The sequence below is a fragment of the Rhodococcus sp. G6(2025) genome (assembly GCF_058628105.1).
Genome location: NZ_CP179750.1, coordinates 5,148,254 through 5,174,491, shown reverse-complemented (window position 1 = coordinate 5,174,491; position 26,238 = coordinate 5,148,254). Strand labels below are relative to the sequence as shown.

Annotated in this window: 25 protein-coding genes; 18 read left to right on the top strand and 7 right to left on the bottom strand. The window is 68.4% G+C overall.

The window, feature by feature from the left end:
* Positions 1-112 precede the first annotated feature (112 nt).
* Positions 113-565, top strand: a complete 453-nt coding sequence (locus ACLIVD_RS23740) for a universal stress protein (RefSeq protein ID WP_005247414.1) — start codon at positions 113-115, stop codon at positions 563-565.
* A 13-nt stretch (positions 566-578) separates the two neighbouring features.
* Here ACLIVD_RS23740 and ACLIVD_RS23735 read toward each other — a convergent pair whose 3' ends face one another.
* From ACLIVD_RS23735 to ACLIVD_RS23720, 4 genes are all read right to left on the bottom strand, one after another.
* On the bottom strand, positions 579-965 hold the full coding sequence (locus tag ACLIVD_RS23735) for a DUF732 domain-containing protein (RefSeq protein WP_280782489.1): 387 nt from the start codon (positions 963-965) through the stop codon (positions 579-581).
* A complete protein-coding gene (locus tag ACLIVD_RS23730; protein WP_491930757.1) occupies positions 962-3,244 on the bottom strand; it encodes a HelD family protein in 2,283 nt (760 codons plus the stop codon). The genes ACLIVD_RS23735 and ACLIVD_RS23730 overlap by 4 nt, the downstream gene beginning before the upstream one ends.
* A gap of 160 nt (positions 3,245-3,404) precedes the next feature.
* Entirely contained in the window at positions 3,405-4,367 is a 963-nt protein-coding gene (locus ACLIVD_RS23725; RefSeq protein ID WP_283352513.1) for a DoxX family protein, read from the bottom strand.
* Positions 4,368-4,535: 168 nt separating this feature from the next.
* A complete protein-coding gene (locus ACLIVD_RS23720; RefSeq protein ID WP_283334319.1) occupies positions 4,536-5,225 on the bottom strand; it encodes an MBL fold metallo-hydrolase in 690 nt (229 codons plus the stop codon).
* Between the two features lie 151 nt (positions 5,226-5,376).
* On the opposite strand from ACLIVD_RS23720, the gene uvrA reads away from it, so the two are divergent.
* Positions 5,377-8,373, top strand: coding sequence for an excinuclease ABC subunit UvrA (gene uvrA / locus ACLIVD_RS23715; RefSeq protein WP_105413723.1), 2,997 nt, complete (start codon positions 5,377-5,379; stop codon positions 8,371-8,373).
* A gap of 6 nt (positions 8,374-8,379) precedes the next feature.
* On the opposite strand, the gene ACLIVD_RS23710 is transcribed toward uvrA, so the two are convergent.
* On the bottom strand, positions 8,380-9,126 hold the full coding sequence (locus ACLIVD_RS23710) for an alpha/beta fold hydrolase (protein WP_491930756.1): 747 nt from the start codon (positions 9,124-9,126) through the stop codon (positions 8,380-8,382).
* Between the two features lie 119 nt (positions 9,127-9,245).
* Here ACLIVD_RS23710 and ACLIVD_RS23705 point away from each other — a divergent pair, with 119 nt between their 5' ends.
* Positions 9,246-9,947 carry a helix-turn-helix transcriptional regulator gene (locus ACLIVD_RS23705; RefSeq protein ID WP_283334322.1) on the top strand — a complete coding sequence of 234 codons (702 nt, stop codon included), beginning with the start codon at positions 9,246-9,248 and terminating at the stop codon, positions 9,945-9,947.
* 7 nt (positions 9,948-9,954) lie between these two features.
* Here ACLIVD_RS23705 and ACLIVD_RS23700 read toward each other — a convergent pair whose 3' ends face one another.
* Complete coding sequence (locus tag ACLIVD_RS23700; RefSeq protein ID WP_317567720.1) at positions 9,955-10,368, bottom strand: DUF1801 domain-containing protein; 414 nt, start codon at positions 10,366-10,368, stop codon at positions 9,955-9,957.
* A gap of 1 nt (position 10,369) precedes the next feature.
* Positions 10,370-10,753 carry a DUF1844 domain-containing protein gene (locus tag ACLIVD_RS23695; RefSeq protein ID WP_317567721.1) on the bottom strand — a complete coding sequence of 128 codons (384 nt, stop codon included), beginning with the start codon at positions 10,751-10,753 and terminating at the stop codon, positions 10,370-10,372.
* 377 nt (positions 10,754-11,130) lie between these two features.
* Here ACLIVD_RS23695 and infC point away from each other — a divergent pair, with 377 nt between their 5' ends.
* The 15 genes from infC to argH all read left to right on the top strand — a co-directional run bounded on the left by infC (position 11,131) and on the right by argH (position 26,212).
* Positions 11,131-11,787, top strand: a complete 657-nt coding sequence (infC, locus tag ACLIVD_RS23690; protein ID WP_080606194.1) for a translation initiation factor IF-3 — start codon at positions 11,131-11,133, stop codon at positions 11,785-11,787.
* A 57-nt stretch (positions 11,788-11,844) separates the two neighbouring features.
* Positions 11,845-12,039 carry a 50S ribosomal protein L35 gene (gene rpmI, locus ACLIVD_RS23685; protein ID WP_005247390.1) on the top strand — a complete coding sequence of 65 codons (195 nt, stop codon included), beginning with the start codon at positions 11,845-11,847 and terminating at the stop codon, positions 12,037-12,039.
* A gap of 63 nt (positions 12,040-12,102) precedes the next feature.
* Positions 12,103-12,492: a 50S ribosomal protein L20 gene (gene rplT, locus ACLIVD_RS23680; RefSeq protein WP_005247385.1), complete on the top strand. Its 390-nt coding sequence runs from the start codon at positions 12,103-12,105 to the stop codon at positions 12,490-12,492.
* A gap of 56 nt (positions 12,493-12,548) precedes the next feature.
* The gene (locus tag ACLIVD_RS23675) at positions 12,549-13,358 is read left to right on the top strand and encodes a TrmH family RNA methyltransferase (RefSeq protein WP_491930755.1); all 810 of its coding nucleotides are present in this window, start codon (positions 12,549-12,551) and stop codon (positions 13,356-13,358) included.
* Between the two features lie 94 nt (positions 13,359-13,452).
* Positions 13,453-14,538, top strand: a complete 1,086-nt coding sequence (gene pheS / locus ACLIVD_RS23670; RefSeq protein ID WP_491930754.1) for a phenylalanine--tRNA ligase subunit alpha — start codon at positions 13,453-13,455, stop codon at positions 14,536-14,538.
* 67 nt (positions 14,539-14,605) lie between these two features.
* Positions 14,606-17,092 carry a phenylalanine--tRNA ligase subunit beta gene (gene pheT / locus ACLIVD_RS23665; RefSeq protein WP_283352509.1) on the top strand — a complete coding sequence of 829 codons (2,487 nt, stop codon included), beginning with the start codon at positions 14,606-14,608 and terminating at the stop codon, positions 17,090-17,092.
* Between the two features lie 44 nt (positions 17,093-17,136).
* Positions 17,137-17,535 carry a hypothetical protein gene (locus tag ACLIVD_RS23660; RefSeq protein WP_491930753.1) on the top strand — a complete coding sequence of 133 codons (399 nt, stop codon included), beginning with the start codon at positions 17,137-17,139 and terminating at the stop codon, positions 17,533-17,535.
* 68 nt (positions 17,536-17,603) lie between these two features.
* Positions 17,604-18,659 carry an N-acetyl-gamma-glutamyl-phosphate reductase gene (gene argC / locus ACLIVD_RS23655; protein ID WP_283352508.1) on the top strand — a complete coding sequence of 352 codons (1,056 nt, stop codon included), beginning with the start codon at positions 17,604-17,606 and terminating at the stop codon, positions 18,657-18,659.
* Positions 18,656-19,900: a bifunctional glutamate N-acetyltransferase/amino-acid acetyltransferase ArgJ gene (argJ, locus tag ACLIVD_RS23650; protein WP_280782477.1), complete on the top strand. Its 1,245-nt coding sequence runs from the start codon at positions 18,656-18,658 to the stop codon at positions 19,898-19,900. Before argC ends, argJ begins: the two co-directional genes overlap by 4 nt.
* Complete coding sequence (gene argB, locus ACLIVD_RS23645) at positions 19,897-20,823, top strand: acetylglutamate kinase (protein WP_005571081.1); 927 nt, start codon at positions 19,897-19,899, stop codon at positions 20,821-20,823. Before argJ ends, argB begins: the two co-directional genes overlap by 4 nt.
* Entirely contained in the window at positions 20,820-22,019 is a 1,200-nt protein-coding gene (locus tag ACLIVD_RS23640; RefSeq protein ID WP_280782476.1) for an acetylornithine transaminase, read from the top strand. Before argB ends, ACLIVD_RS23640 begins: the two co-directional genes overlap by 4 nt.
* The gene (argF, locus tag ACLIVD_RS23635; protein WP_280782475.1) at positions 22,016-22,963 is read left to right on the top strand and encodes an ornithine carbamoyltransferase; all 948 of its coding nucleotides are present in this window, start codon (positions 22,016-22,018) and stop codon (positions 22,961-22,963) included. The genes ACLIVD_RS23640 and argF overlap by 4 nt, the downstream gene beginning before the upstream one ends.
* A complete protein-coding gene (locus tag ACLIVD_RS23630) occupies positions 22,960-23,544 on the top strand; it encodes an arginine repressor (protein WP_280782474.1) in 585 nt (194 codons plus the stop codon). The genes argF and ACLIVD_RS23630 overlap by 4 nt, the downstream gene beginning before the upstream one ends.
* 47 nt (positions 23,545-23,591) lie before the next feature.
* Positions 23,592-24,791 carry an argininosuccinate synthase gene (locus tag ACLIVD_RS23625; RefSeq protein WP_283334328.1) on the top strand — a complete coding sequence of 400 codons (1,200 nt, stop codon included), beginning with the start codon at positions 23,592-23,594 and terminating at the stop codon, positions 24,789-24,791.
* A gap of 2 nt (positions 24,792-24,793) precedes the next feature.
* Entirely contained in the window at positions 24,794-26,212 is a 1,419-nt protein-coding gene (argH, locus tag ACLIVD_RS23620; RefSeq protein WP_280782473.1) for an argininosuccinate lyase, read from the top strand.
* The last annotated feature ends 26 nt before the right edge of the window (positions 26,213-26,238 follow it).

The window sequence follows — 26,238 nt, the reverse complement described above, 5'->3', positions numbered from 1 at the left end:
ATGCACCTATGCGGGCACCGATACAGCTAGGGTCAGCGCAGTGGCTGCTGGGTCCAGGCATGACGTATGTCCGGACCCCGGCCAATTGACCACCGCAGACATGGAGGAATGAATGAGCGCCTACCGGACCGTTGTCGTCGGAACCGATGGCTCCGAGTCGTCGTTTCTGGCCGTCGAGAAGGCTGCTGCCATCGCGGGGGACGCCGGTGCCAAGCTGATCATCGCCTGCGCGTACTACCCGGCCGATCCGAAGGACGTCGGGCAGGCCGCCGACGCGCTCGGTGACGAGGCCTACCAGATCACCGGTTCCGCCCCGACGTACGAGATCCTCCGCACCGCGAAGGAGCGCGCCCACGCCGCCGGCGCCAAGGAGGTCGTGGAACGCGCCGTCGTCGGTGCGCCCGTCGAGTCGCTGCTGAACCTCGTCGACGAGGTCGAGGCCGGTCTTCTGGTGATCGGCAACCGCGGACTCAACACCCTTACCGGGCGTCTCCTCGGCTCCGTTCCGTCGGATGCCGCACGCAAGTCGACGTCCGACGTCCTCATCGTCCACACGGTGCGCTGACGCACCACGCGGATCAGCAGTAATTCGCCTCGGCGGCATCGAGATAGACCTGCGCCACCTGTTCGGTGGTGAGGCCGATATCCGACGTCGCCGAGGCGAACTGCGCCATCGGGGTCAGATGCGCGAGGATCGTGGCCTCGTCCGTCCCCTCGGACAGCTGGCCGCAGATCCCGTTGGCGAGAGCCATGACCGTGTCGTCAGGCAGCGCCGGTATGCCGGCCCCGGTCAGCGACTCCTTGTAGCGCAGGCCACGGGCGTCGAGGTGTGATGCGGCAGTGGTGGCGGCAACCGAGGCCGTCGACGGCGGGTCGGAGGCGGTGGCCTCCGAACATGCGGTCGACACGATCGCGGTGAGGACGAGCCCACACCCGATCAGCCGACCGCGACCGCCCGGTGTCACGACAGGATCCCGACCTCGGCCGGACCGAGTTCGGACAGCACCGCGGGCAACGTCTTCGTATGCACCACACCGAGTCGTTGCGTCGCGCGGGTCAGGGCGACGTAGAGGTCGTTCATCCCCCGCGGCGACTCGTCGAGAATGTCCTGTGGCTCGGCGATGAGCACCGAGTCGAACTCCAGCCCCTTGACGTCCCGCACCGTCAGGACGCTGACGGTGTCCGACTTCAGATCGGCGAGTGCGGCGACGAGGTCGTGGCCCCCGATCACGACAGTCGTGCCCGGTCCGGTTTCCCGGGACACACACGTGCGCACGGTGTCCGCGAGATCGGGTTCGGACACCTGCAGCGCCCACGGCGCGAATCCGGATTCGCGCACCGACCGCGGCACGGTCTGCTCTGTGTCGATCTCGGCGAGAACCCGCCGTGCCGACGTCATGATCTCCGCCGGAGTGCGGTAGTTGACGGTCAATTCCGTGAGCTTCCACCGTGCGGCCACGTACGGCTCGAGGATCCGTTGCCACGACGACGTACCCGCCGGGTCGCCGGTCTGCGCCGTGTCGCCGACGAGCGTCATCCAGCGATTCGGTATGCGCCGCATCAGCATTCGCCAGGCCATCTCCGAGAGTTCCTGCGCCTCGTCGACGATGACGTGGCCGTAGGTCCAGGTTCGGTCGCCCGCTGCGCGCTCCGCGGTGGTCTGGTGCTGTCCCACGTCGTGGCGTTCGGCCAGCTGGCTGGCGTCGATCAGGTCGTACGCCATCAGAATTTCCGGGTCCAGCTCGTCCTCGAGATCCTGCGGCGCCGAACCGGTCAGGATGTCCAGGGCGCCCTGGGCATCCGCGATCTGTGCCCGCCACTGGCGGCGGGCGCGCTCCCGTTCGGCGGCGTCGTCGACGCCGAGCAGTTCCGCCAACTCGTCGAGGAGTGGCGCGTCGGCGGCACTGAAGCCGCGCATGACGGGGCGTCGCAGCGACTCACGTTGGGTTTCGGTCAGATTCGGCGCGGCATCGGCCAGCCGCTTCGGTGAGGCGTACAGCTCGGCGAGGACCTGCTGCGGCGACAGTTCCGGCCACAGCGCGCTGATCGCCGTCATGATCTCCGGGTCTTCACGCATCTCGTCCCGCATGTCGGCGATGTCGTCCCGGCTCAGCAGGTTCCCGCCGTCGACGACGTTGGCGCCCAGTGTGTCCGCGAGTTGCTGGGCGAGTGCCTCGATGACCGACGAGACGAAGATGGTCCGTGCCAGGTTGTGCGGGCGCCGCGACGACCTCGCCCGGCCACGAGCGCGGGTGACGACCTTGCGGTCGAGGGTGATCCGGTAGGTGTCGAACGTCAGCTCGACGGGACGCGACGGCACTTCCTGCCGATCCCGGACCGCCTTCTTGAGCACGTCCAGCATGTCGAGCGAGCCCTTGATCTCGCCGGCGTCGAGGCTGTCCTCGACGGTGGCGCGGACGCCGGGGTAGAGGTCGCCGATGGTCGAGAGCAGCACACCGGTCTCGCCGAGCGACGGCAGCACCTGGCCGATGTAGTCGAGGAACGTGGCGTTGGGGCCGATGATGAGGACGCCGGCCTTCGCGAGCTGCTGCCGGTAGGTGTAGAGCAGGTAGGCGGCGCGGTGCAGAGCGACCGCGGTCTTGCCGGTTCCCGGTCCTCCCTGGACGACCAGCACACTCTTGTGCTCCGACCGGATGATGGCGTCCTGCTCACCCTGGATGGTCTCGACGATGTCGTTCATCTGACCGGTGCGGGCCGCGTTGAGCGCGGCGAGCAGTGCACTTTCACCCGCGACGCCGTCCGAGCCGGTGATCGTGCCCGCGGCCTCTGCCGCCGCCAGATCCAGATACTCGTCGTTGACGGCCGTCACTCGGCGGCTCCGCGTCCGGATGTGCCGTCGACGGGAGACGCCGTCGGGGGCTGCGGGGGTGGCGAGGTAGAACGGGCGGGCAAGGGGCGCACGCCAATCGAGGAGCATCGTCTCGTAGTCGTTCTCCTCGTCGAGGATGCCGAGCCGGCCGATGTAGCGGTGCTCGCCGTCGAGATCGATGCGTCCGAAGCACAGCCCGTTCTCGGCGGCGTCGTACTTGGCGAGGTCTTCGGTGTAGAGCTGGTTGAACGACTCCCGCTCGCTGCGGGCCTGCGGGGTCCCGCCGGTTTCGAGCAGTACACGGCTCAGCCGGTTCGCCGCGTACTGGCGAAGGCCGTCCAGTCGGGTGTAGAGCATCGTCACGTACTGCTGCTCGAGCTCGCGCTCGTCGCGTGACGTGTCCTCGTCGGGCAAGAGGTCTCCTTGACTGGTTCGGCTGCAACCGGATCGGCTGCAAAAGTGCCTGGACAGTCTAGTCGGCCCCGGAGGCCGCCCGCTGACATTGCAGGTCAGGGGTGATCTCCGGGGCCGATCAGATCGATTATCCGGCGCAGGTCGGCGCCGCGGCTCGGGGTCAGTGGGACAGTTCGTCCCGCTTCGCTCGGGCCTTCTCGAGCGCGGCTTCCGCCTGCTTGCGGGCCCGCTTGCTCAGCACCTCGCCGCGTTCTGCGGCGGTGCCGGCCCATTCGCCGCCCTTCTCGCGGGCGACCTCGGCCAACTCCGGGCCGCGTTCCTTCGCGACGTCGACGAGTTCCGCTCCGCGTTCCTTCGCCAGTTCGACGAGTTCCGCGCCGCGCTCCTTGGCGACCTCGGCCCACTCGGAGCCGTGTTCCTTGGCGACCTCGGCCCACTCGGAGCCGTGTTCCTTCGCGACGTCCGCCCATTCGGGACCGCGATCCGCCGCGACCTTCGCGAATTCGGCGCCACGGTCTTTCGCGACCTCGAGGATTTCGGACCCGCGCTCGGCGGCCTCACCGGACAGGATGCGTGCGCGCTCCGACGCCGCGGCCAAAGCCTCCCCGATCTCGGGACCGTGATGGTCGTGACCCGATCCGAGCGGCAGAGCCGCGGCCACGGCCTCCTGTGCGTGCCGGGCGGCGCGACGGCCACGCCAGCCGAGGGACGGCTTGCCCTCGGTGTCGACGGCGGCGATCAGCAGTCCGCCGAGCAGGCTGACGTTCTTGAGGAACTGAGTGCGCTGCGCCGCTTTCTTCGCCGGGTCGGTCTCGTTCCAGAAGTCGTGCCCCACAACGGTAGTGGGCACGAGGCTGCCGGCCAGCGCGAGCGATGCGAGTCGCGGCGCCTTCCCGGTGGCGAGAAGAATTCCGCCGCCGATCTGCACGGCGGCGTTGATCTTGACCAACGTCTCCGGGTCGGACGGGATCTTCTGGGTGACGGACTCGGGGAGCGTCTCTGTGGACTTGTCGATCAGTGGTGCGGCGGCCTGTGCTCTCTGCGCCGGATTTCGAAGTGCATCGATCCCTCCGCTGATGAAGACTGCGGACAGCAGTGGGCGAGCGATACGACGGACAAGCATTCCTGGCCTCCCAATCTCGAGTTCTCCCGTCTCACACTAACGAGAGTTCAGGGCAGTCGTCGGCGTACGACCATGTTGCCGAACCGACAGGCTGCCCATTCACCAGTACCCAGGGAGGCCGATCGCCAATCGCGGACCGTCCGGTGCGCAATCGGCGATCGGATGCGGTCACCAGCCGCGCTCGCGCCACTCCCCGAGGTGGGGGCGCTCGGTGCCGAGGGTGGTGTCGTCACCGTGGCCGGGGTAGACGACCGTGTCGTCGCCGTAGCGGTCGAAGAGCTTGGTTTCGACGTCGGTGAGCAGTGATGCGAACTTGCCGGCGTCGGCGGTCTTGCCCACGCCGCCGGGGAAGAGGGAGTCACCGGTGAAGAGATGGACGCGTGTGCCGCCAGTCTCGGTGAGCGCGAGCGCGACGGAGCCGGGGGTGTGGCCGGCGAGATGGATCACGTCGAGAGTGACGTCGCCGACGGTGACCGTGTCACCGTCTTCCAGGAGACGGTCGGGCCGGATGGGCAGAGCGTCGGCGTCGAGTGGATGCGCGGCGGTGTTCACGCGGGTGGCGGCCGCGACGTCCTCCAGCGCCAGCCAATGGTCGCCGTGCTGGTGCGTGGTGACGATCAGCTCGAGGGATGGAGCGTGTTCGCCGATCAACTGGTTGACGCGGTCCGCCTCGTTGGCGGCGTCGATGAGGACGGATTTTCCGGTTGTGGAACAGACGACCAGGTACACGTTGTTGTTCATGGGGCCGACGGACATCTTCGTGATCGTGGCTCCCGGAACCGTGCGGCGCTGCGGCGCCGAACCGGGGGAGACGTGGCCGGAGTACGAGTCTTCTATCACCATGGGCTGCTCGGTCATGATGGGGAGGCTACCGTCGAATACAGGCAGGTGAGTGGCAGGGCGGCCATGCGTCCCACAGAACGTGTCGGTGCCCCGGCTTACCATGGCACGGCCAGAGGGCCCAGCGTTCATGCGCGTCCTCGGCTGTCGAACAATGAAGGGACTTGGAGTGGCGGATCGCCTTATCGTGCGGGGTGCCCGTGAGCACAATCTGCGAGGGGTCGATCTCGATCTGCCCCGCGACAGCCTGATCGTGTTCACCGGGCTGTCGGGCTCGGGCAAGTCGAGTCTGGCGTTCGACACGATCTTCGCCGAGGGCCAGAGACGTTATGTCGAGTCGCTGTCGGCGTACGCGCGCCAATTCCTCGGCCAGATGGACAAGCCCGACGTCGACTTCATCGAAGGTCTGTCGCCGGCGGTGTCCATCGACCAGAAGTCGACCAACCGCAACCCGCGGTCGACGGTCGGCACCATCACGGAGGTTTACGACTACCTCCGTCTGCTATACGCCCGGGCGGGCACCGCCCACTGCCCGGTGTGTGGCGAGCAGATCGCGCGGCAGACGCCGCAGCAGATCGTCGACCAGGTCCTCGACATGGAAGAAGGCACCCGCTTCCAGGTGCTCGCTCCCGTCGTGCGGACCCGCAAGGGTGAATTCGTCGACCTGTTCGACCAGCTCAACATGCAGGGCTATTCGCGTGTGCGAGTCGACGGCGTGGTGCATCCGCTCTCCGATCCGCCCAAGCTCAAGAAGCAGGAGAAGCACGACATCGAGGTCGTCGTCGACCGCCTCACCGTCAAGGCCAGCTCCAAGCAGCGACTCACCGATTCCGTCGAGACCGCGCTGCGGTTGGCGGAGGGCATCGTCGTCCTCGACTTCGTCGACCGCGAAGAGAACGCCGCAGACCGGGAACGTCGATTCTCGGAGAAGCTGGCGTGTCCGAACGGCCACGCGCTCTCCATCGACGACCTCGAACCGCGGTCGTTCTCGTTCAACTCCCCGTACGGCGCCTGCCCCGAGTGCACCGGTCTCGGAATCCGTAAGGAGGTCGACCCGGACCTCGTTGTCCCCGACCCCGAGCTGTCCCTCGAGGACGGAGCCATCGCGCCGTGGTCGATGGGGCAGAGTTCCGAATACTTCGGCCGCCTGCTGTCCGGGCTCGGCGACATTCTCGGCTTCGACATGAAGACGCCGTGGAACAAGCTGCCCGCGAAGGCGCGCCGCGCGATCCTCGAGGGAAGTGAGGAGCAGGTCCACGTCCGGTACAAGAACCGGTACGGGCGTACCCGTTCCTACTACGCCGAGTTCGAGGGCGTCATGCCGTTCCTGCACCGCCGCCTCGAGCAGACCGAGTCGGACCAGATGAAGGAACGCTACGACGGCTACATGCGCGACACCCCCTGTCCCGCGTGTGGTGGTGCGCGTCTGCGCCCCGAGATCCTGTCGGTCACGATCGCGAACGAGAAGTTCGGTATGAAGTCGATCGCCGAGGTCTGCGAACTGTCGATCTCTGATTGCGCCGACTTCCTGAACAGCCTCACATTGGGCAGCCGCGAGGAGGCCATCGCCGGTCAGGTGCTCAAGGAGGTCCAGGCACGTCTCGGCTTCCTGCTCGACGTCGGCCTCGAATACCTGTCGCTCGCCCGCGCCGCCGGCACCCTGTCCGGTGGTGAGGCGCAGCGTATCCGCCTCGCCACCCAGATCGGTTCGGGCCTGGTGGGCGTCCTGTACGTGCTCGACGAGCCGTCGATCGGTCTGCATCAGCGCGACAACCGGCGTCTCATCGAGACCCTGACGCGCCTGCGCGACCTCGGGAACACGCTCATCGTGGTCGAACACGACGAAGACACCATTCGCACGTCCGACTGGGTGGTCGACATCGGACCGCTCGCCGGCGAGCACGGAGGCAAGGTCGTCCACAGCGGGCCGTACGAGGAACTACTCGACTGCGAGGAATCCCTCACCGGCGCGTACCTGTCGGGCCGCAGTCACATCGAGATTCCGGCCATTCGCCGACCGGTCGACCGCAAGCGGCAGGTCACGGTCATCGGTGCGCGCGAACACAACCTCGGGGGCATCGACGTCAGCTTCCCGCTGGGCGTGCTCACGTCGGTCACCGGCGTGTCCGGGTCCGGTAAGTCGACGCTCGTCAACGACATCCTCGCGACGGTGATGGCGAACAAGCTCAACGGCGCCCGCCAGGTGCCGGGCAGGCACACCCGCATCAACGGGCTCGACCAGCTGGACAAGCTCGTCCAGGTCGACCAGTCGCCGATCGGCCGCACCCCGCGGTCCAATGCGGCCACCTACACCGGGGTGTTCGACAAGATTCGCACCCTGTTCGCCGCCACTACCGAGTCGAAGGTGCGCGGCTACCAGCCGGGCCGGTTCTCGTTCAACGTCAAGGGCGGCCGGTGCGAGGCCTGCTCCGGAGACGGCACGTTGAAGATCGAGATGAATTTCCTGCCCGACGTGTACGTGCCGTGCGAGGTCTGCCACGGCGCCCGGTACAACCGCGAGACGCTCGAGGTCCACTACAAGGGCAAGACCATCGCCGAGGTCCTGGACATGCCGATCGAGGAGGCCGCGGAGTTCTTCGAGCCCATCACCTCGATCCACCGCTACCTCAAGACCCTGGTCGAGGTCGGTCTCGGGTACGTGCGGCTCGGTCAGCCCGCGCCCACGCTGTCCGGTGGTGAGGCGCAGCGCGTGAAACTCGCCGCCGAACTGCAGAAACGTTCGACGGGCCGCACGGTGTACATCCTCGACGAGCCCACGACGGGTCTGCACTTCGAGGACATCCGCAAGCTGCTGGGGGTGGTCAACGGGTTGGTCGACAAGGGCAACACGGTGATCGTGATCGAGCACAACCTCGACGTGATCAAGACGTCCGACTGGGTGGTCGACATGGGGCCCGAGGGCGGGTCCGGCGGCGGAACCGTCGTCGCACAGGGCACCCCGGAGGAGGTTGCGCAGGTTCCGGAGAGTTACACGGGGCGGTTCCTCGAAAACGTCCTCGAGGTGACGGCGCCTCCCGCTGCGGCGAAGTCGAAGGCGGCCAAGTCGTCGTCGACGCGGAAGTCCGCTTCGGCGAAGAAGACTGCCGCGGCCGCCACGGCGACACCGCGCAAGCGGGCGCCGAAGAAGGCCGCAGCAGTCGGCTGAGTTCGGTCAGTCCCTCGCGGCCGTGTCGATCGCGGTCGCGAGGTCTGCGGGCCGCGACCACATCGGCCAGTGGCCGGTCGGCAGATCGACGTAATCGACCTTCGCGATCTGCGCGAGTTCGGCGGCCATCGGATGGCCCGCGCCGGCCATCTGCTGGATGACCTCCGACGGGAAACTGGTGCAGATCACCGTGGTCGGCACGTCCAGACGGCTGCTGTCGACGAGTTCGAGCCTGTCCCTCGCCGGGCCGGCGGGTTCGGGCACCGCGCGGCTTCGAAATATCTCGAGCGTTGCGTCGTCCAGTCCGTCGAGGCTGCTGCCCTCGGCCTCGAGTTCGGACCACGACGGAAGCGGGATCTCGGTGACCGACGCATCGAGATCCTCCCGGAGTGCGGTGCCGTTCTGCAATGGCCCCGAGTCGACGTAGACGATGCGGGCCAGCCGGCCGGGCACCCGGTCGCTCGCCGCGTAGGCCACCGGTCCCGCACCGCTGTGCGCGACGAGCACAACCCGCTCCGACGACGGTGTGTCCGCGACGACGTCCGCGATTGCGGAGATGTGATCGTCCAGTCGGATGCCGGCGCGGTCGCTGTCCGCGGAGTGAAGCCCGGGCAGGGTCACCGCGGTGACGTGGTGTCCTCGCCGGATCAGGTCGGAAGCCACTGCCTCCCACGCCCATGCGCCGAGCCAGAATCCGGGAGCCAGGATGATGTGAGTGCCTGTGCTGTCGTGTGATTCGTTTGTCTGGGTCATGGGACAAGAGTGAACCCGCAACGGTGACATCTGCGTGTCACCGTAAGTGTCACAGTCGTATAACGGAATCGGTCGGCGAGAATCGGGACTTTGCCGCGGTCGTTCGGCAGACTGCCCTCATGGACCGTCCAGCCCGCCTTCACGCCCTGACGGAAGAACTACGCCGCGCGGGGGACCGGGGCCGGACCGCGGAGCAGTTGGCGGCGCAGTTCGAGGTGACCGCCCGGACGATCAAGCGGGACGTCGCCGTGCTGCAGTCCTCGGGCGCCCCGATCTGGGCCAGTGCCGGGCCGGGTGGGGGATACGGGATCATCGGGAACGGCACGTTACCGCCCGTGAATTTCACTCCCGCTCAAGCGGTCTCGGTGGCACTGGCCCTGACGGCGTTTCGCGATGCTCCGTTCGCGACCGACGGCCGCGCCGCGCTGGCCAAGCTGCTCGACGTGATGGATTCCGAGTCGAGGGAGCGGGTGGAGCGCCTCGGCGCGAAGGTGTGGATCCGCCGAGACGCCGACACGGCGAGCGCGGAACCACGCGTCCGCCGCGTCGTCGAAGACGGATTGCAGCGCGAACTGATGGTGTCGCTCCGATATGTGGACCGGGACGGCGAGCGCACCGAACGGGTCGTCGAACCGCACCTTCTCGCTCACACGAGGGGATCGTGGTTCCTCATCGCGTGGTGCCTGAGCCGGGCGGGTGTGCGGTGGTTCCGGCTGGACCGGGTGTCCGACGCCACCCTCACCGGCCGGTCGTTCGTCCCGCGCGATCCGAGCCTTTTCGGCGAACCGCCTGCCGACGCGCGCAGCGTGTTCGAACGGTGAGATTCGATCAGAGCGCGCGGGCGGCGGCCACGGATCGGTTCAGCAATGCGACGAGAACCGACTCGTCGACGTCGGCGAGCTTCTTGACGTAGAGGCAGCCCTTGCCGAGTGTGTGCTTGCCGAGTGCGGCGAATTCGGCCTCGTGCTCGGTGAAGTCGAGCGAGAGGTACAGGGTGAGTGCCGCGGCCCGGGGCGAGAAGCCGATCAGTGCGGTATCGCCCTCGTGTCCGCTGGCATACCTGTAGTGGCGGGAGCCGAACCCGACGATGCTCGTGCCCCACATCGCGGCGGGCTCTCCGCTCGCAGCGGTGAGCAGCTCCACCAGTCGTACGCTGTCGGCGCGCTTGACCGGGTCGGCGATCGTGGCGAGGAACTCGTCGACGCCGGCAGGCGTCTGCGCGGTCTTGTTGCGGCTCGCCATGTCAGTACACGGGGCCGGTGTACTTCTCGCCCGGACCCTTGCCCGGCTCGTCCGGGTGCGAGGACGCTTCGCGGAACGCCCGCTGCAGCGCCTGGAGGCCTTCGCGGATCGGTCCCGCGTGCGGTCCGAGGTACTCGATGGACGCGGTCACCAGGCCGGCGAGGGCGGTGATGACCCGCCTGGCCTCGTCGAGGTCGCGGTGGGGGCTGGAGTCGGGGTCGGCGTCGGACAGGCCGAGCTTCTCGGCTGCCGAACTCATGAGCATGACCGCGGCGCGGCTGATGACCTCGACCGAGGGAACGTCGGCCAGTTCCCGGACGTCGGTATTCTGGTCACCGTCGGTCGGGGTGCCGTCGTTCGGGGTGTGATCGATGTTGTCCGTCATGCCTTAGAGGATTCCACCAGGGCCCTGTGGCGCAACGTCCCGGTATCGATTAGCTCGCGACGTGCGCAAATGTTACTCTTGACGCAACGACCGCCTTCGGATTTGTCGGGGGCAGCAAGTGGAGTCCGACTCCCACCTCTGCGCGGCAGGTAAAACTGCAGTTCAGTGGTCCGGTCGCTCGGTCCGAGGTTACTCGGTTCGAGTTCCTCGAATGTGAGGAGATGAGGGATCGGCGTGAGCCGTGAGTTCGTCTGATCGGTCGACATCGGGCCCCGCATGGTGAGAGTCATTCACCGCCGCGGGGCTTTTTTGTTGGGAATCCGGGCGTACGGGCTGCTGGCGGTCTCGAGACAAGACCGTTCAACCTAGGAGGCCCCATCAGCACTGAGACCCGCATCAACGATCGCATCCGAGTTCCCGAGGTCCGCCTCGTCGGACCCGGAGGTGAACAGGTTGGCATCGTGCGTGTTGAAGATGCACTCCGCTTGGCCCTCGAGGCCGATCTCGACCTGGTCGAGGTGGCCCCCGACGCTCGCCCGCCGGTCTGCAAGATCATGGACTACGGCAAGTTCAAGTACGAGGCCGCGCAGAAGGCGCGTGAGTCGCGCAAGAACCAGCAGCTCACGGTCATCAAGGAGCAGAAGCTCCGCCCCAAGATCGACGATCACGACTACGAGACGAAGAAGCGCAACGTCGTGCGCTTCCTCGAAGCGGGATCCAAGGTCAAGGTCACGATCATGTTCCGCGGACGTGAGCAGTCGCGTCCGGAGCTCGGATTCCGGCTGCTGCAGCGTCTCGGTGCAGACGTCGCGGATCTCGGGTTCGTGGAGACGTCCGCCAAGCAGGACGGTCGAAACATGACGATGGTGCTCGCTCCGCACAAGGGCGCGAAGACCCGTGTGAAGGCGCAGGAAAGCGCCGCTGCGCCGCCGGCGCAGCGGGCAACTCCCGCGCCGGCCGCACCGGCACAGGCTCCGGCGGCACCTGCGGAGCAGGCGGGCGACAGTGCGCCCGGCGAAGCGCCGACCAGCTAGTCCGACTACACCAGCACGACCCGGATCACGGTCCGGATACAGAGAACTGAGGACTCCATGCCCAAGTCGAAGACCCACAGCGGCACCGCGAAGCGATTCAAGGTGTCCGGCAGCGGAAAGATCCTGCGCCAGAAGGCCGGTCGCCGCCACCTGCTCGAGCACAAGGCCACGAAGGTGACCCGTCGCCTCGATGGCGTGGCTGTCGTCAGCAAGGCTGACACTCCTCGCATCAAGCGCCTGCTCGACATCTGAGTCGACACCCTTTTACTGACCACCCGGGGCAGCTCACCGCCCCAAGATTGACAGGATTTTTCAGTGGCACGCGTAAAGAGGGCGGTAAACGCCCAGAAGAAGCGTCGTTCGATTCTCGAAGCCTCCAGCGGCTACCGCGGACAGCGCTCGCGCCTGTACCGCAAGGCGAAGGAACAGCAGCTCCACTCGCTGACCTACGCCTACCGTGACCGCCGTGCGCGCAAGGGCGACTTCCGCAAGCTGTGGATCACGCGTATCAACGCTGCTGCACGGGCGAACGACATCACGTACAACCGCCTGATCCAGGGTCTGCGTCTGGCCGAGATCGAGGTCGACCGCAAGAACCTCGCCGAGCTGGCCGTGTCCGACGCGGCGGCGTTCGCCGGCCTCGTGGCCCTCGCCAAGGCGGCGCTCCCGGCTGACGTGAACGCTCCGGCCGGAGAAGCGGCCTGAGTCTCGCAGCACCCCGGCCTTCAGAGCCCCGGCCTTCAGAGCCTCGGAAACGACCCGTGGACCCGCTCACCGAGCGCACTCCACGGGTCGTTTCTGCTGTCAAGCTGCTGCGCACCGCGGAACGCCGCAAGGTCGGGCGCTTCCTGGTGGAGGGCGAGAACTCCGTCGGCGAGGCACTCGACACCCGTCCCGTGCACGATCTCTTCTACACCGAGGACGCCGAGCAGCGGTACGCGAGGCTGATCGACCGGGCACACACGGCGGGCGTCCGTACGTCGTTGGTGACGGACCGGGCGGTTCGAGCGCTCAGCGACACGGTGACCCCGCCGGGTCTCGTCGCGGTGTGCGATCTCCTCGACGTTCCGCTGGCGGAGGCGATCGGACCCGGAACCCGTCTGCTCGCGGTCCCGGTGGCGGTCGCGGAGCCGGGTAACGCGGGCACCGTCATCCGGGTCGCGGACGCGGTGGGCGCGGACGCGGCCATTCTCGCGGGCGACAGCGTCGACCCGCACAACGGCAAATGCGTCCGGGCGTCCGCCGGAAGCCTGTTCCACCTTCCGGTGGTGCGTGAACGGGACACCGCGGCGGTCCTCGACAGCATCAGCGCGGCGGGAATTCAATTGTTCGCCACGGCGGCAGACGGCGAGGTCGATCTGGACGACGCCGACGAACTGCTGGCCCGCCCCACGGCGTGGCTGTTCGGCAACGAGGCCCACGGCCTCGACGCGGCCACGTCCGCGCGAGCCGATCACCGGGTGCGGATTCCGATCCACGGTCGAGCCGAGAGCCTCAACCTGGCGACGGCGGCGTCGATCTGCCTGTATTCGAGCGCGCGGGTCCAGAATCGCAAGCGAACCGACAGCTGAACCGGCGAAAATCGGATCGCATAGGATTTGACGGCGAGCTGTTTCGGTTTCGTCGAGAGTGTTGACTGAAAGAACTTAAGGAGTGGCACCGGTCGTGGCTAAAAAAGAGGGCGCTGCCTCCACGGGCGTCGAAGGCGGCGCGGTCGATGCGAGTGCGCTCACCGAGGACGCTCTGACTGCGGCAGCGGAGAGCGCCGAGAAGGCGTTCGCGTCGGTGGCGGATCTCGACGACCTGGCGAAGGCCAAGGTCGAGCACATGGGCGACAAGTCGCCGATCGCCCTCGCCCGACGCGGACTCGGAGCCCTCCCTGGCAAGGAGAAGGCGGACGCGGGCAAGCGCGTGAACGTCGTCCGCACCCGGATCAGTGCGGCGTTCGACGAGCGCCGCGCCGTCCTGCTCGCCGAACGGGACGCGGCCGTGCTCGTGGCCGAGGCCATCGACGTGACCCTGCCGTCGCAGCGTCAGCCGGTGGGCGCCCGCCACCCGATCAGCATCATCTCCGAGCAGGTCGAGGACGTGTTCGTCGCGATGGGCTGGGAAGTCGCCGAGGGCCCGGAGGTGGAGACCGAGCACTTCAACTTCGATGCCCTCAACTTCCTGCCCGATCACCCCGCGCGGACGATGCAGGACACGTTCCACATCGCACCGGAGGGCTCGCGCCAGGTGCTCCGCACGCACACGTCGCCGGTACAGGTGCGGACCATGCTCTCGCGCGAGGTGCCGATCTACGTGGTGTGCCCCGGGCGGACGTTCCGCACCGACGAACTCGACGCAACCCACACCCCGGTCTTCTCTCAGGTGGAGGGTCTCGCCGTCGACAAGGGCCTCACCATGGCCCACCTGCGCGGCACGCTCGACGCGTTCGCCCGCGCACTGTTCGGTCCCGAGACCCGCACCCGGATGCGCCCGAACTACTTCCCGTTCACGGAACCGTCCGCCGAGGTGGACGTCTGGTTCCCGAACAAGAAGGGTGGCGCAGGCTGGGTCGAGTGGGGCGGCTGCGGAATGGTCAACCCGAATGTGCTGCGCGCCTCCGGCATCGACCCCGACGTGTACACCGGGTTCGCGTTCGGCATGGGGCTCGAGCGCACACTCCAGTTCCGGAACGGGATCCCGGACATGCGCGACATCGTCGAGGGCGACGTGCGGTTCACGCTGCCCTTCGGTGTCCAGGGCTGACTTCGCGTCACCCGAATCCCGCCCACCACAGTCACGACATCTTCACGAACGAGAGAGCTGAGCAGACGTGCGAGTAGCGCAATCCTGGCTGACCGAGATCCTCCAGCGTGCCACCCCGGACTGGGACGTCACCGCCGAGGAACTCGACGCAGGTTTCGTCCGGGTCGGGCTCGAGGTCGAGGAAGTCGACCGGCTCGAACCCGTCGACGGCCCCCTCGTGGTCGGCAAGGTTCTCGAGATCACCGAGCTCACCGAGTTCAAGAAGCCGATCCGCTTCTGCAAGGTGGATGTGGGGGCGGCCGAACCGCAGGGCATCGTGTGCGGCGCCCGGAACTTCGCCGTAGGCGACCTCGTGGTGGTCGCACTCCCCGGCGCAGTCCTTCCCGGTGGTTTCGCCATCGCGTCCCGCAAGACGTACGGGCAGGTCTCCGACGGGATGATCTGCTCGGTGGCCGAACTCGGCATCGGCAAGGACCACTCGGGCATCCTCGTCCTCGAGCCGGGCACCGCGCTCCCCGGCGCGGACGCCAACGAGTTGATGGGCCTGCACGACACGGTCATCGAACTCAACATCACCCCGGACCGCGGCTACTGCTTCTCCGTCCGCGGGCTCACCCGTGAACTGGCGTGCGGGTTCGACCTCGACTTCGCCGACCCGGCGTCGGTGGCGCCGTACCCGGCGGAGGGGGAGGCCTGGCCGATCCGCGTCGAGCCGGAGTCGAAGGCGACGCGTTTCGCCGCCCGCCGGGTGACGGGTATCGATCCGAAGGCGGTCAGCCCGTGGTGGCTGCAGCGCCGCCTGCTGCTGTCGGGGGTCCGCCCGATCTCGCCGGCCGTCGACGTCACCAATTACGTTCTGCTCGAACTGGGCCAGCCGCTGCACGCGTTCGATGCCGCGAAGATCAGCGGCGAACTCGTCGTGCGCCGCGCGGTGGCGGGGGAGAAGCTGACCACTCTCGACGAGACCGAGCGCGTCCTCGACCCCGAGGACGTCGTGATCTCGGACGATTCGGGCGTCGTGTCGCTGGCCGGGATCATGGGTGGCGCGTCCACCGAGGTCGGGTCGGAAACCACCGACATCCTGCTCGAGGCGGCCACGTGGGATCCGCTCGCGGTGTTCAAGACCGCGCGCAGGCACAAGCTGTCGAGCGAGGCCAGCAAGCGTTTCGAGCGTGTGGTCGACCCCGAGATCCCCGTCGCGGCACTGGACCGGGCGGCCGCGCTGCTCGTCGACATCGCCGGCGGGCGGGTCGAGCCGGCGCTCACCGACATCGGTGAGGTCACCCCGCACGAGCCCATCCACATGGACATCGACCTCCCCGACCGCGTGGCGGGTGTCGACTACCCCACCGGCACCGCTGCGCGCCGGCTCACGCAGATCGGCTGCAACGTCGAGGTCGGGGTCAGCGACAGCGGACACGGTCAGCTCGTCGCCGGTCCGCCGTCCTGGCGGCCCGATCTGGTGCAGCCCGCCGACCTGGTGGAGGAGGTGCTGCGCCTCGAGGGGCTCGAGAAGATTCCGTCGGTGCTGCCCGCAGCCCCCGCGGGTCGTGGGTTGACTCCGGCGCAGCGCCGCAAACGCGCGGTCGGCCGGGCTCTGGCGTTCTCGGGATACGTCGAGATCCTGCCTCCGGTCTTCCTTCCCACGGCGATATTCGACACGTGGGGCCTGGACCCCGAGGATCCGCGTAGGAACACCAGCACGGTGCTGAACCCGCTCGAATCGGATCGGCCGGAACTGGCCACCACGCTCCTTCCCGGACTTCTCGAGGTTCTCGCGCGCAACGTCTCCCGCGGTCAGCGCGACCTGTCGCTGTTCGGCATCGCGCAGGTCGTGCTGCCCGGCGCCGACACCAAGCCGGTCGAGGCACTGCCGGTGGATCGCCGCCCGACCGACGAACAGATCACGGCACTGCTGCAGTCGTTGCCGGACCAGCCGGTGCACGTGGCGGCGGTGCTCACGGGGCAGCGTGAGCCGAGCGGCCCGTGGGGCGCGGGACGCGCAGCCGACGCCACCGACGCGTTCGCCGCCGCCCGGACGGTCGCTGCCGCCGCCGGTGTCGAACTGGAGTTCCGCGCGACGCAATACCTGCCGTGGCACCCGGGCCGCGGCGCGGAACTGCTCGTGAACGGTGTCGTCGTCGGCCACGCGGGCGAGTTGCATCCCGCCGTGCTCGAGCGCGCCGGGCTTCCCCCGCGGACGAGTGCCGTGGAGATCGATCTGGACGCCCTGCCGCTGGTGGAGAACCTGCCCGCGCCGAAGGTCTCACCCTTCCCCGCGGTCCTTCAGGACGTGGCGGTCGTGGTCGACACGGCGGTACCCGCCGCCGAGGTCCAGGCGGCCCTGCGGTCGGGTGGAGGAGAGCTCCTCGAGGACATCCGGCTGTTCGACGTGTTCGAAGGTGCGCAGGTCGGGGAGGGCCGGAAGTCGCTGGCGTTCGCGCTGCGATTCCGCGGCGTCGACCGCACCCTGACCGAGGACGAGGCGAGCGCCGCCCGCGACGCCGCGGTGGCCGCGGCGTCCGCTGCCGTGGGTGCCGAACTGCGCAGCTGACCCGTAGCCTGGGTGGAGGGCCCGAGGCGGTGAGGAGCAGTGCGATGACCGAAGTGCGCGACGTCGTGGCGGCGGCGAGTCAGTTGACCGACGCCGAGTTCCTCGAGGTGGTGCGCGCGGTGGCCGCGGGTCGTCCGGGTCTCGGGGCGCTCCTCGCGGCGGTGGACGTGGGCGCGGCGATTCCGGCCGAGGATCCGGTGACCGCGGAGGTCGTGCCCCACATCGCGCCCGCTGTGCCCGAGCCGGACTACACGCCGGGCGGGGTCCCGACGTTAGACCGCGTGCGTGAGCGGATCGAGGGCCGGTTCGGGACGGCGATGGGCTCCTCCGAACTCGCGCACGACAGCCCGTCGGGGCAGTCGCTGGACGAGGCGTGGGAGAAGCGGGAGAAGGCGGGAAAGGCCAAGCTCGACGAGATTCGGCGGTCGCTCGGCAAGCAGTGACCACGCATTCCGTCCCGTCGAGAGACCGCGGTGTGTATTAGCTTGCATGATGATGCATAATCAATCGTATGACTGAGCACGCGGGAAAACCGATCAGGATTGCCGTCGCCGGCGCGAGCGGATACGCCGGTGGCGAAGTGCTGCGTCTGCTGCTGGGGCACCCGTCGTATGCGGACGGTTCGCTCGTCATCGGCGCGCTCACTGCCGGCGGCAACGCCGGATCGACTCTGGGCTCGCACCATCCGCACCTGCTTCCGCTCGCCGAACGAGTGCTCGAGGACACCACCGTCGAGACGCTCGCCGGGCACGACGTGGTGTTTCTCGGTCTGCCGCACGGCAATTCGGCGCAGTACGCGAAGGCGCTGCCCGAGTCCACGGTCATCATCGACTGCGGCGCCGACTTCCGGCTGACGAACGCCGAGGACTGGGAGCGGTACTACAAGAGCCCGCACGCAGGCAGCTGGCCGTACGGACTCCCGGAACTGCCGGGTGCCCGCGAGAAACTCGTCGGCGCCACACGCATCGCCGTCCCCGGGTGCTTCCCGACGGTGTCGAGTCTGGCGATGGCCCCGGCGGTCGCGGCGGGTGTCGTCGAACCGCGGGTCACGATCGTCGCCGTCACCGGTGCCTCCGGCGCGGGCCGCGCACCCAAGGCCGACCTGCTCGGCTCCGAGGTGATGGGTTCGGTCCGTGCCTACGGTGTCGGCGGCGTGCACCGCCACACCCCGGAGATCATCCAGAACCTCTCCGAACTCGCCGGTCAGCGCGTCACCGTGTCGTTCACCCCCGTGCTGGCGCCGATGCCGCGTGGCATCCTCGCCACCTGCACCGCGGCCACCACGGCGTCCGAGGACGAGGTGCGCGCGATCTACGAAAAGGCGTACGCGGACGAGCCGTTCGTGCACGTCCTGCCCCAGGGTGTGCTGCCGCAGACCGGTGCCGTCGTCGGATCGAACGCGGTCCAGATCGCGGTGACGGTCGACGCCGATGCCGGTCAAATCGTCGTGGTCGCGGTGATCGACAACCTTGCGAAGGGCACCGCCGGCGGAGCGGTGCAATCGATGAATCTTGCGCTTGGACTACCCGAGACCGCCGGTCTCTCGACAGTGGGAGTTGCCCCGTGAGCAGTGACAGCACGATCGATCCGCACCCGACCCGGGAGGTCGCCGGCGGCACCCTGGTCCGAACCCAGGGAGTGTCGGGGCCCGCGGGCTTCCGCGCGGCCGGGATCAAGGCGGGTATCAAGGCGAGCGGCAACGCCGACCTGGCTCTCGTCGTCAACGAGGGACCCGAGCTCGCGGCGGCCGGCGTCTTCACCGCGAACAAGGTGAAGGCCGCCCCCGTGCTGTGGTCGCAGCAGGTGCTCACCACGGGCAGGCTGCGCGCCGTCGTGCTCAATTCCGGTGGGGCCAACGCGTGCACGGGTGCGGGCGGGTTCCAGGACGCGCACAAGACGGCCGAGGAAGTGGCATCCGCGCTGAGCAACTGGGGAACCGAGACCGGAGCCGTCGAGGTCGCGGTGTGTTCCACCGGTCTGATCGGCGACCGCCTGCCGATGGAGAAGGTCCTGGCCGGGGTCACGGAGGCGGTGCACGAACTCGCCGGGGGAATCTCGGGTGGCACCGACGCCGCGTACGCGATCATGACCACCGACACGGTGCCGAAGCAGGCCGCCCTGCACCATGCGGACAAGTGGAACGTGGGCGGAATGGCGAAGGGCGCAGGCATGCTGGCCCCCGCGCTGGCGACGATGCTGTGCGTCGTGACGACCGACGCCGTCGCGACCGCGGCGCAACTCGACGCTGCGCTGCGGGCGGCCACCCGGGTGACGTTCGATCGGCTGGACGTCGACGGTGCCACGTCGACCAACGACACGGTGCTGCTGCTGGCGTCCGGTGCGAGCAACGTGACACCGACCCAGGACGAACTGAATGCGGCCGTGACGGCCGTCTGCGACGATCTGGCCGATCAGATGATGGCCGACGCGGAGGGCGTCACCAAGCGGGTGCGGATCACGGTCCGCGGCGCGGTCAGCGAGGACGACGCCCTGATCGGCGCCCGGACGGTGGCGCGGGACAGTCTCGTCAAGACGGCGCTGTTCGGATCCGACCCCAACTGGGGCCGGGTACTCGCCGCCATCGGCATCGCGCCGATCGAACTGGACCCCGACACGATCTCGGTGTCGTTCAACGGCGCCCCCGTCTGCATCGACGGCGTCGGCGCACCGGGTGCGCGGGATGTGGACCTGAGCGACATCGACATCTCCCTGGACATCGACCTCGGTCTGGGCGAGCACGCCGTGACCATCCGGACCACCGACCTGTCGCACGCGTATGTCGAAGAGAACTCGGCGTATTCGTCATGACAGCGACCAGCGAGGCACTCAGCGGCATCACCGATCACCAGAAGGCGCACGTCCTGGCGGAGGCTCTGCCGTGGCTGCAGCAGTTCCGTGACAAGGTCGTCGTCGTGAAGTACGGCGGCAACGCCATGGTCGACGACGCGCTGAAGACGGCGTTCGCGGCCGACATGGCGTTCCTGCGGACGGTCGGAATTCAGCCGGTCGTCGTGCACGGCGGCGGCCCCCAGATCAATGCCATGCTCGGAAAGCTCGGCATGACAGGCGAATTCAAGGGCGGCTTCCGCGTCACCACTCCCGAGGTCATGGACGTCGTCCGGATGGTGCTGTTCGGTCAGGTCGGCCGCGAACTGGTCGGACTGATCAACGCGCACGGACCGTACGCCGTCGGCATCTCCGGTGAGGACGCGCACCTGTTCACCGCCACCAAGCGCACCGTGATGGTCGAGGGCACGCCGACCGACATCGGTCTCGTCGGCGACGTCACGACGGTGAACCCGGAGGCCGTCCTGGATCTGATCCGTGCGGGCCGAATTCCCGTGGTGTCCACCATCGCCCCCGACTCGGACGGTGTGGTGCACAACATCAACGCCGACACCGCCGCCGCCGCGCTCGCCGAGGCCATCGGCGCCGAGAAGCTCGTGGTCCTCACGGATGTCGAAGGGCTGTACACGAACTGGCCGGACCGCGATTCGCTGGCCACCGAGATCGACGTGGACGCGCTCGCGCAACTGCTGCCCAGCCTCGACGCCGGCATGGTGCCCAAGATGGAGGCCTGCCTGCGCGCCGTCCGCGGCGGCGTGCCCACCGCGCACGTCATCGACGGCCGCGTCGCCCATTCCGTTCTGCTCGAACTGTTCACCGGCGAGGGCATCGGCACGATGGTCACGCCCGGCCCGACTTCACCTACCGAGGGAGTTGCCTCATGACCGGAACCCCGGAACTCCAGCAGCGCTGGTCCGGCGCTCTGATGAACACGTACGGCGTCCCCCGGGTGGCACTGACGCGTGGTCAGGGAGCGGTGCTGACCGACGCCGACGGCAAGGAGTACGTCGACTTCCTCGCCGGCATCGCCGTCAACATCCTCGGGCACGCGCACCCGGCGATCATCGAGGCCGTCACGACGCAGTTGTCGACCCTCGGGCACGTGTCGAACCTGTACGCCAGCGAGCCGGCGATCGAACTGGCCGAGAAGCTGCTGTCCCACCTGGGCGCCCCCGGACGTGTCTTCCTGTGCAATTCCGGCACCGAGGCCAACGAGGCGGCGTTCAAGCTCGCGCGGGCCACGGGCCGATCGAAGATCATCGCCGCGGAGAACTCCTTTCACGGCCGGACGATGGGTGCTCTCGCGCTCACCGGCCAGGCCGCCAAGCGCGCGCCGTTCGAGCCGATGCCCCCGGGTGTCGAGCACGTGCCGTACGGCGATCTCGACGCACTCGATCGCGCCGTCGACGCCGACACCGCTGCCGTGTTCCTGGAGCCGATGATGGGTGAGGGCGGTGTCGTCGTTCCGCCGGAGGGATACCTCGCGGGCGCACGGCGGATTACCGCCGATCGCGGCGCCCTGCTCGTGCTCGACGAAGTGCAGACCGGGATCGGGCGCACGGGCTGGTTCTACGCACACCAGGCGGTCGGGATCGTGCCCGACGTCATGACCCTCGCGAAGGGTCTCGGTGGCGGGATGCCGATCGGCGCGTGCATCGCGACCGGCGCGGCCGCGGACCTGTTCGGGCCGGGCAAGCACGGCACGACGTTCGGCGGGAACCCCGTCTGCGCGTCGGCGGCGCTCGCCGTGCTGCGGACGATCGCCGAGGACGACCTCATCTCCCGCGCCGACACGCTCGGCAAGTCGCTGTCGGCCGGCATCGAAGGTCTCGGACATCCGCTGATCGACCACGTTCGCGGCGCCGGGCTGCTGCTCGGCATCGTCCTGACCCAGGACGTGGCCCCCGCGGTGGAGAACAGCGCGCGCGAGGCCGGATACCTGATCAACGCCGCGCAACCGGGCGTCGTCCGGCTGGCTCCGCCCCTGGTCCTCACGGACGATCAGGCCGAAGGTTTCGTCGCGGCGCTGCCCGCGATTCTCGACAACGCGCAATCGGCCGCTCAGCCGGGAAAGCAGTGACGACCGTGGTGAAACATTTTCTCCGGGACGACGACCTCACCCCTGCACAGCAGGCCGAAGTCCTCGAACTCGCCGCCAGGCTGAAGAAGGCTCCGTTCGCGGAGCGTCCGCTCGAAGGCCCCCGTGGGGTCGGCGTGATCTTCGAGAAGAATTCGACGCGCACCCGGTTCTCGTTCGAGATGGGCATCGCGCAGCTCGGCGGTCACGCGATCGTCGTCGACGGTCGCAGCACCCAACTCGGCCGCGAGGAGACGCTGCAGGACACGGGCCGTGTCCTGTCGCGGTACGTCGACGCCGTGGTGTGGCGCACGTTCGGGCAGAAGCGGCTCGAGGCGATGGCGTCCGGCGCCGACGTCCCGATCGTCAACGCGCTGTCCGACGAGTTCCACCCGTGCCAGGTCCTGGCCGATCTGCAGACGCTCGTGGAGCGGAAGGGTTCGCTGAAGGGGCTGAAGCTCACCTACCTCGGCGACGGCGCCAACAACATGGCGCACTCGCTGATGCTGGGCGGTGTGACCGCCGGCGTCAACGTGACCATCGCCAGCCCCGAGGGATTCGCGCCCCTGCCGTGGGTGGTCGAGGCAGCCCGGGCGCGGGCGGCCGAGACCGGCGCGACCATCACCCTCACCGGTGACCCACAGACGGCGGTCGTCGGCGCGGATGCACTCGTCACCGACACCTGGACGTCGATGGGCCAGGAGAACGACGGGCTCGACCGCGTCGGCCCGTTCCGCCCGTTCCAGATCAACGAGGCGCTGCTCGCAAAGGCCGACGCCGACGCGGTGGTCCTGCACTGCCTGCCCGCCCACCGCGGGGAGGAGATCACCGACGACGTCCTCGACGGACCGCAGAGCGTCGTCTGGGACGAGGCGGAGAACCGGCTGCACGCACAGAAGGCACTGCTCGTGTGGCTGCTCGCACAGCGAACCGGGGACCGTCCGTGAGTGCGGCACCTCCGCAGAGTGCAGGTGCGGCTCAGCCGCAGCGTGCAGGTGCGGCACCGCCGCAGCGTGCAAGTGCGGCACCGCCGCAGCGCCCCGCGAACGCGGCGACGGCACCCACACGGGCGGGACGGCAGGCACGCATCGTCGCGATCCTGTCGAACAACCCGGTCCGCAGCCAGACCGAACTCGCGGCGCTGCTCGCCGCCGAGGGCATCGACGCCACCCAGGCCACGCTGTCGCGGGATCTCGAGGAACTGGGTGCCGTGAAGCTTCGCGCCGCAGACGGCGGCGCCGGGGTCTACGTGGTGCCCGAGGACGGAAATCCCGTCCGCGGCGTCTCCGGCGGAACCGACCGGCTGTCGCGGTTGCTGGGGGAGTTACTGGTATCGACCGATGCCAGTGGCAACATGGCGGTGCTGCGAACTCCCCCGGGGGCAGCGCACTATCTGGCGAGTGCACTCGATCGGGCATCATTACCTGACGTCGTGGGAACCATCGCGGGGGATGACACCATTCTCGTGGTGGCACGGGAGCCGCTGAGCGGGGCGGAACTCGCGGCCAAGATCGAATCCCTCGCCTGACAACTGAATCATCTCTACAGATCTTCAACCTAAGGAGCACAAGGACCATGGCCGATCGCGTCGTACTCGCCTACTCGGGCGGGCTGGACACCTCAGTCGCCATCAGCTGGATCGGCAAGGAGACGGGCAAGGAAGTTGTTGCTGTCGCCATCGATCTCGGCCAGGGCGGCGAGGACATGGAGGTCGTGCGTCAGCGTGCACTCGACTGCGGTGCGGTCGAGTCGGTCGTGGTGGATGCGCGCGACGAGTTCGCCGACGAATACTGCCTGCCGACCATCCAGGCCAACGCCCTCTACATGGACCGCTACCCGCTCGTGTCGGCCATCAGCCGCCCGCTGATCGTCAAGCACCTCGTCGAGGCCGCGCGTGCCCACGGCGGCACCACGGTCGCGCACGGCTGCACCGGCAAGGGCAACGACCAGGTCCGGTTCGAGGTCGGCTTCGGATCGCTCGCCCCCGACCTGGACGTCATCGCACCGGTCCGCGACTACGCGTGGACCCGGGAGAAGGCGATCGCGTTCGCCGAGGAGAACGAGATCCCGATCAACGTCTCCAAGAAGTCGCCGTTCTCGATCGACCAGAACGTGTGGGGCCGCGCCGTCGAGACCGGGTTCCTCGAGGACCTGTGGAACGCGCCGACCAAGGACGTCTACGACTACACGCAGGACCCGACCGTCAACTGGCAGGCACCCGACGAGCTGATCATCAGCTTCGAGGCCGGCCGGCCCGTCGCGATCGACGGCAAGCCGGTCAGCGTCCTCGAAGCGATCCAGGAGCTCAACCGCCGCGCCGGCGCTCAGGGTGTCGGCCGCCTCGACGTCGTCGAGGACCGTCTCGTCGGCATCAAGAGCCGTGAGATCTACGAGGCTCCCGGAGCGATGGTCCTCATCCACGCCCACCAGGAACTCGAGCACGTCACGCAGGAACGCGAACTCGGCCGCTACAAGCGTCAGACCGAGCAGCGCTGGAGCGAGCTGGTGTACGACGGCCTCTGGTTCTCCCCGCTGAAGGTCGCGCTGGACACGTTCATCGAGAAGACGCAGGAACGCGTCTCCGGCGACATCCGGCTTGTGCTGCACGGCGGTGCGATCATCGTCAACGGCCGCCGCAGCAACGAGTCGCTGTACGACTTCAACCTGGCGACCTACGACGAGGGCGACACGTTCGACCAGTCCTACGCCAAGGGATTCGTGCAGATCCACGGACTGTCCTCGAAGGTCGCGGCGAAGCGCGATCTGGGCCTCTAGGTATGAGTGCTCACGGCACCAACGAAGGAGCCCTCTGGGGCGGCCGGTTCGAGTCCGGACCGGCCGCCGCCATGGCGGCGCTGAGCAAGTCCACCCACTTCGACTGGGTGCTGGCCCCGTACGACGTGCGCGCGTCCCAGGCGCATGCCCGGGTGCTGCACAAGGCCGGCCTGCTCGGTGACGAGGACCTGGCGGCGATGCTCGACGGTCTCGGCAGGCTCGCGGCGGACGTCGCGAGCGGCGAGTTCGTCCCGAGCGAATCCGACGAGGACGTGCACGGGGCGCTCGAGCGCGGGCTGATCGATCGGGTCGGTCCGGAGGTCGGGGGACGCCTGCGCGCCGGGCGTTCGCGCAACGATCAGGTGGCGACGCTGTTCCGGATGTGGCTGCGGGACGCCGTCCGCCGGGTGGCGGCGGGTGTTCTCGACGTCGTCGATGCCCTCGCGACGCAGGCAGCCGCGCACCCCTCCGCGGTGATGCCGGGCAAGACCCACCTGCAGGCCGCGCAGCCGGTGCTGCTCGCGCACCACCTGCTGGCGCACACGCATCCGTTGCTTCGTGACGTTCAGCGGCTGCGGGACTTCGACGTGCGGGCGGCCGTGTCGCCGTACGGTTCCGGAGCGCTGGCCGGCTCGTCACTCGGACTCGATCCCGAGGCGATCGCCGCGGAACTCGCCTTCGATTCGTCGGCCGAGAACTCGATCGACGCCACGTCGTCGCGGGACTTCGCGGCCGAGGCGGCGTTCGTGCTCGCGATGATCGGCGTCGACCTGTCGCGGATGGCCGAGGAGGTGATCCTGTGGAGCACTCCGGAATTCGGCTACATCACGCTCGCCGACGCCTGGTCGACCGGCTCGTCGATCATGCCGCAGAAGAAGAACCCGGACGTGTCCGAGCTCACCCGCGGCAAGTCCGGGCGGCTGATCGGTAACCTGACGGGTCTGCTGGCCACCCTGAAGGCGCAGCCGCTCGCGTACAACCGGGATCTGCAGGAGGACAAGGAGCCGGTCTTCGATTCGGTGGCGCAGCTCGAGTTGCTGCTCCCGGCGATCACCGGACTGGTCTCCACTCTCGAATTCCACACGGACCGAATGGCGGAACTGGCACCGGCGGGATTCACGCTGGCCACCGACATCGCCGAGTGGCTCGTTCGTCAGGGCGTCCCGTTCCGGGTCGCGCACGAGGCGGCGGGGGCGTGCGTCCGCGTTGCCGAGGCGCGGGGCGTCGGACTCGAGGATCTCACCGACGACGAACTCGCCGGGGTCGATCCGGCGCTCACTCCGGACGTGCGGGAGGTGCTCACCGTCGAGGGCTCGATCGCCTCGCGTAACGCCCGCGGCGGTACGGCCGGTATCCGTGTGGCCGAACAGTTGGGCGGGGTCCGTCAGCTGTCCGAGTCGCTGCGTGAGTGGTGTCGATGACGCCCGTGTCGGACGCCCCGGATTAG

Bases quoted from the DNA above. Each gene is read 5' to 3' on its own strand.
- ACLIVD_RS23700 (WP_317567720.1), bottom strand. From the start codon at position 10,368: ATGGCGAGCCGCAACAAGACCGCGCAGACGCCTGCCGGCGTCGACGAG.
- argH (WP_280782473.1), top strand. From the start codon at position 24,794: ATGAGTGCTCACGGCACCAACGAAGGAGCCCTCTGGGGCGGCCGGTTC.
- ACLIVD_RS23740 (WP_005247414.1), top strand. From the start codon at position 113: ATGAGCGCCTACCGGACCGTTGTCGTCGGAACCGATGGCTCCGAGTCG.
- ACLIVD_RS23640 (WP_280782476.1), top strand. From the start codon at position 20,820: ATGACCGGAACCCCGGAACTCCAGCAGCGCTGGTCCGGCGCTCTGATG.
- argB (WP_005571081.1), top strand. From the start codon at position 19,897: ATGACAGCGACCAGCGAGGCACTCAGCGGCATCACCGATCACCAGAAG.
- ACLIVD_RS23695 (WP_317567721.1), bottom strand. From the start codon at position 10,753: ATGACGGACAACATCGATCACACCCCGAACGACGGCACCCCGACCGAC.
- ACLIVD_RS23720 (WP_283334319.1), bottom strand. From the start codon at position 5,225: ATGACCGAGCAGCCCATGGTGATAGAAGACTCGTACTCCGGCCACGTC.
- ACLIVD_RS23705 (WP_283334322.1), top strand. From the start codon at position 9,246: ATGGACCGTCCAGCCCGCCTTCACGCCCTGACGGAAGAACTACGCCGC.
- ACLIVD_RS23625 (WP_283334328.1), top strand. From the start codon at position 23,592: ATGGCCGATCGCGTCGTACTCGCCTACTCGGGCGGGCTGGACACCTCA.
- rpmI (WP_005247390.1), top strand. From the start codon at position 11,845: ATGCCCAAGTCGAAGACCCACAGCGGCACCGCGAAGCGATTCAAGGTG.
- ACLIVD_RS23660 (WP_491930753.1), top strand. From the start codon at position 17,137: ATGACCGAAGTGCGCGACGTCGTGGCGGCGGCGAGTCAGTTGACCGAC.
- ACLIVD_RS23725 (WP_283352513.1), bottom strand. From the start codon at position 4,367: ATGCTTGTCCGTCGTATCGCTCGCCCACTGCTGTCCGCAGTCTTCATC.
- ACLIVD_RS23710 (WP_491930756.1), bottom strand. From the start codon at position 9,126: ATGACCCAGACAAACGAATCACACGACAGCACAGGCACTCACATCATC.
- argC (WP_283352508.1), top strand. From the start codon at position 17,604: ATGACTGAGCACGCGGGAAAACCGATCAGGATTGCCGTCGCCGGCGCG.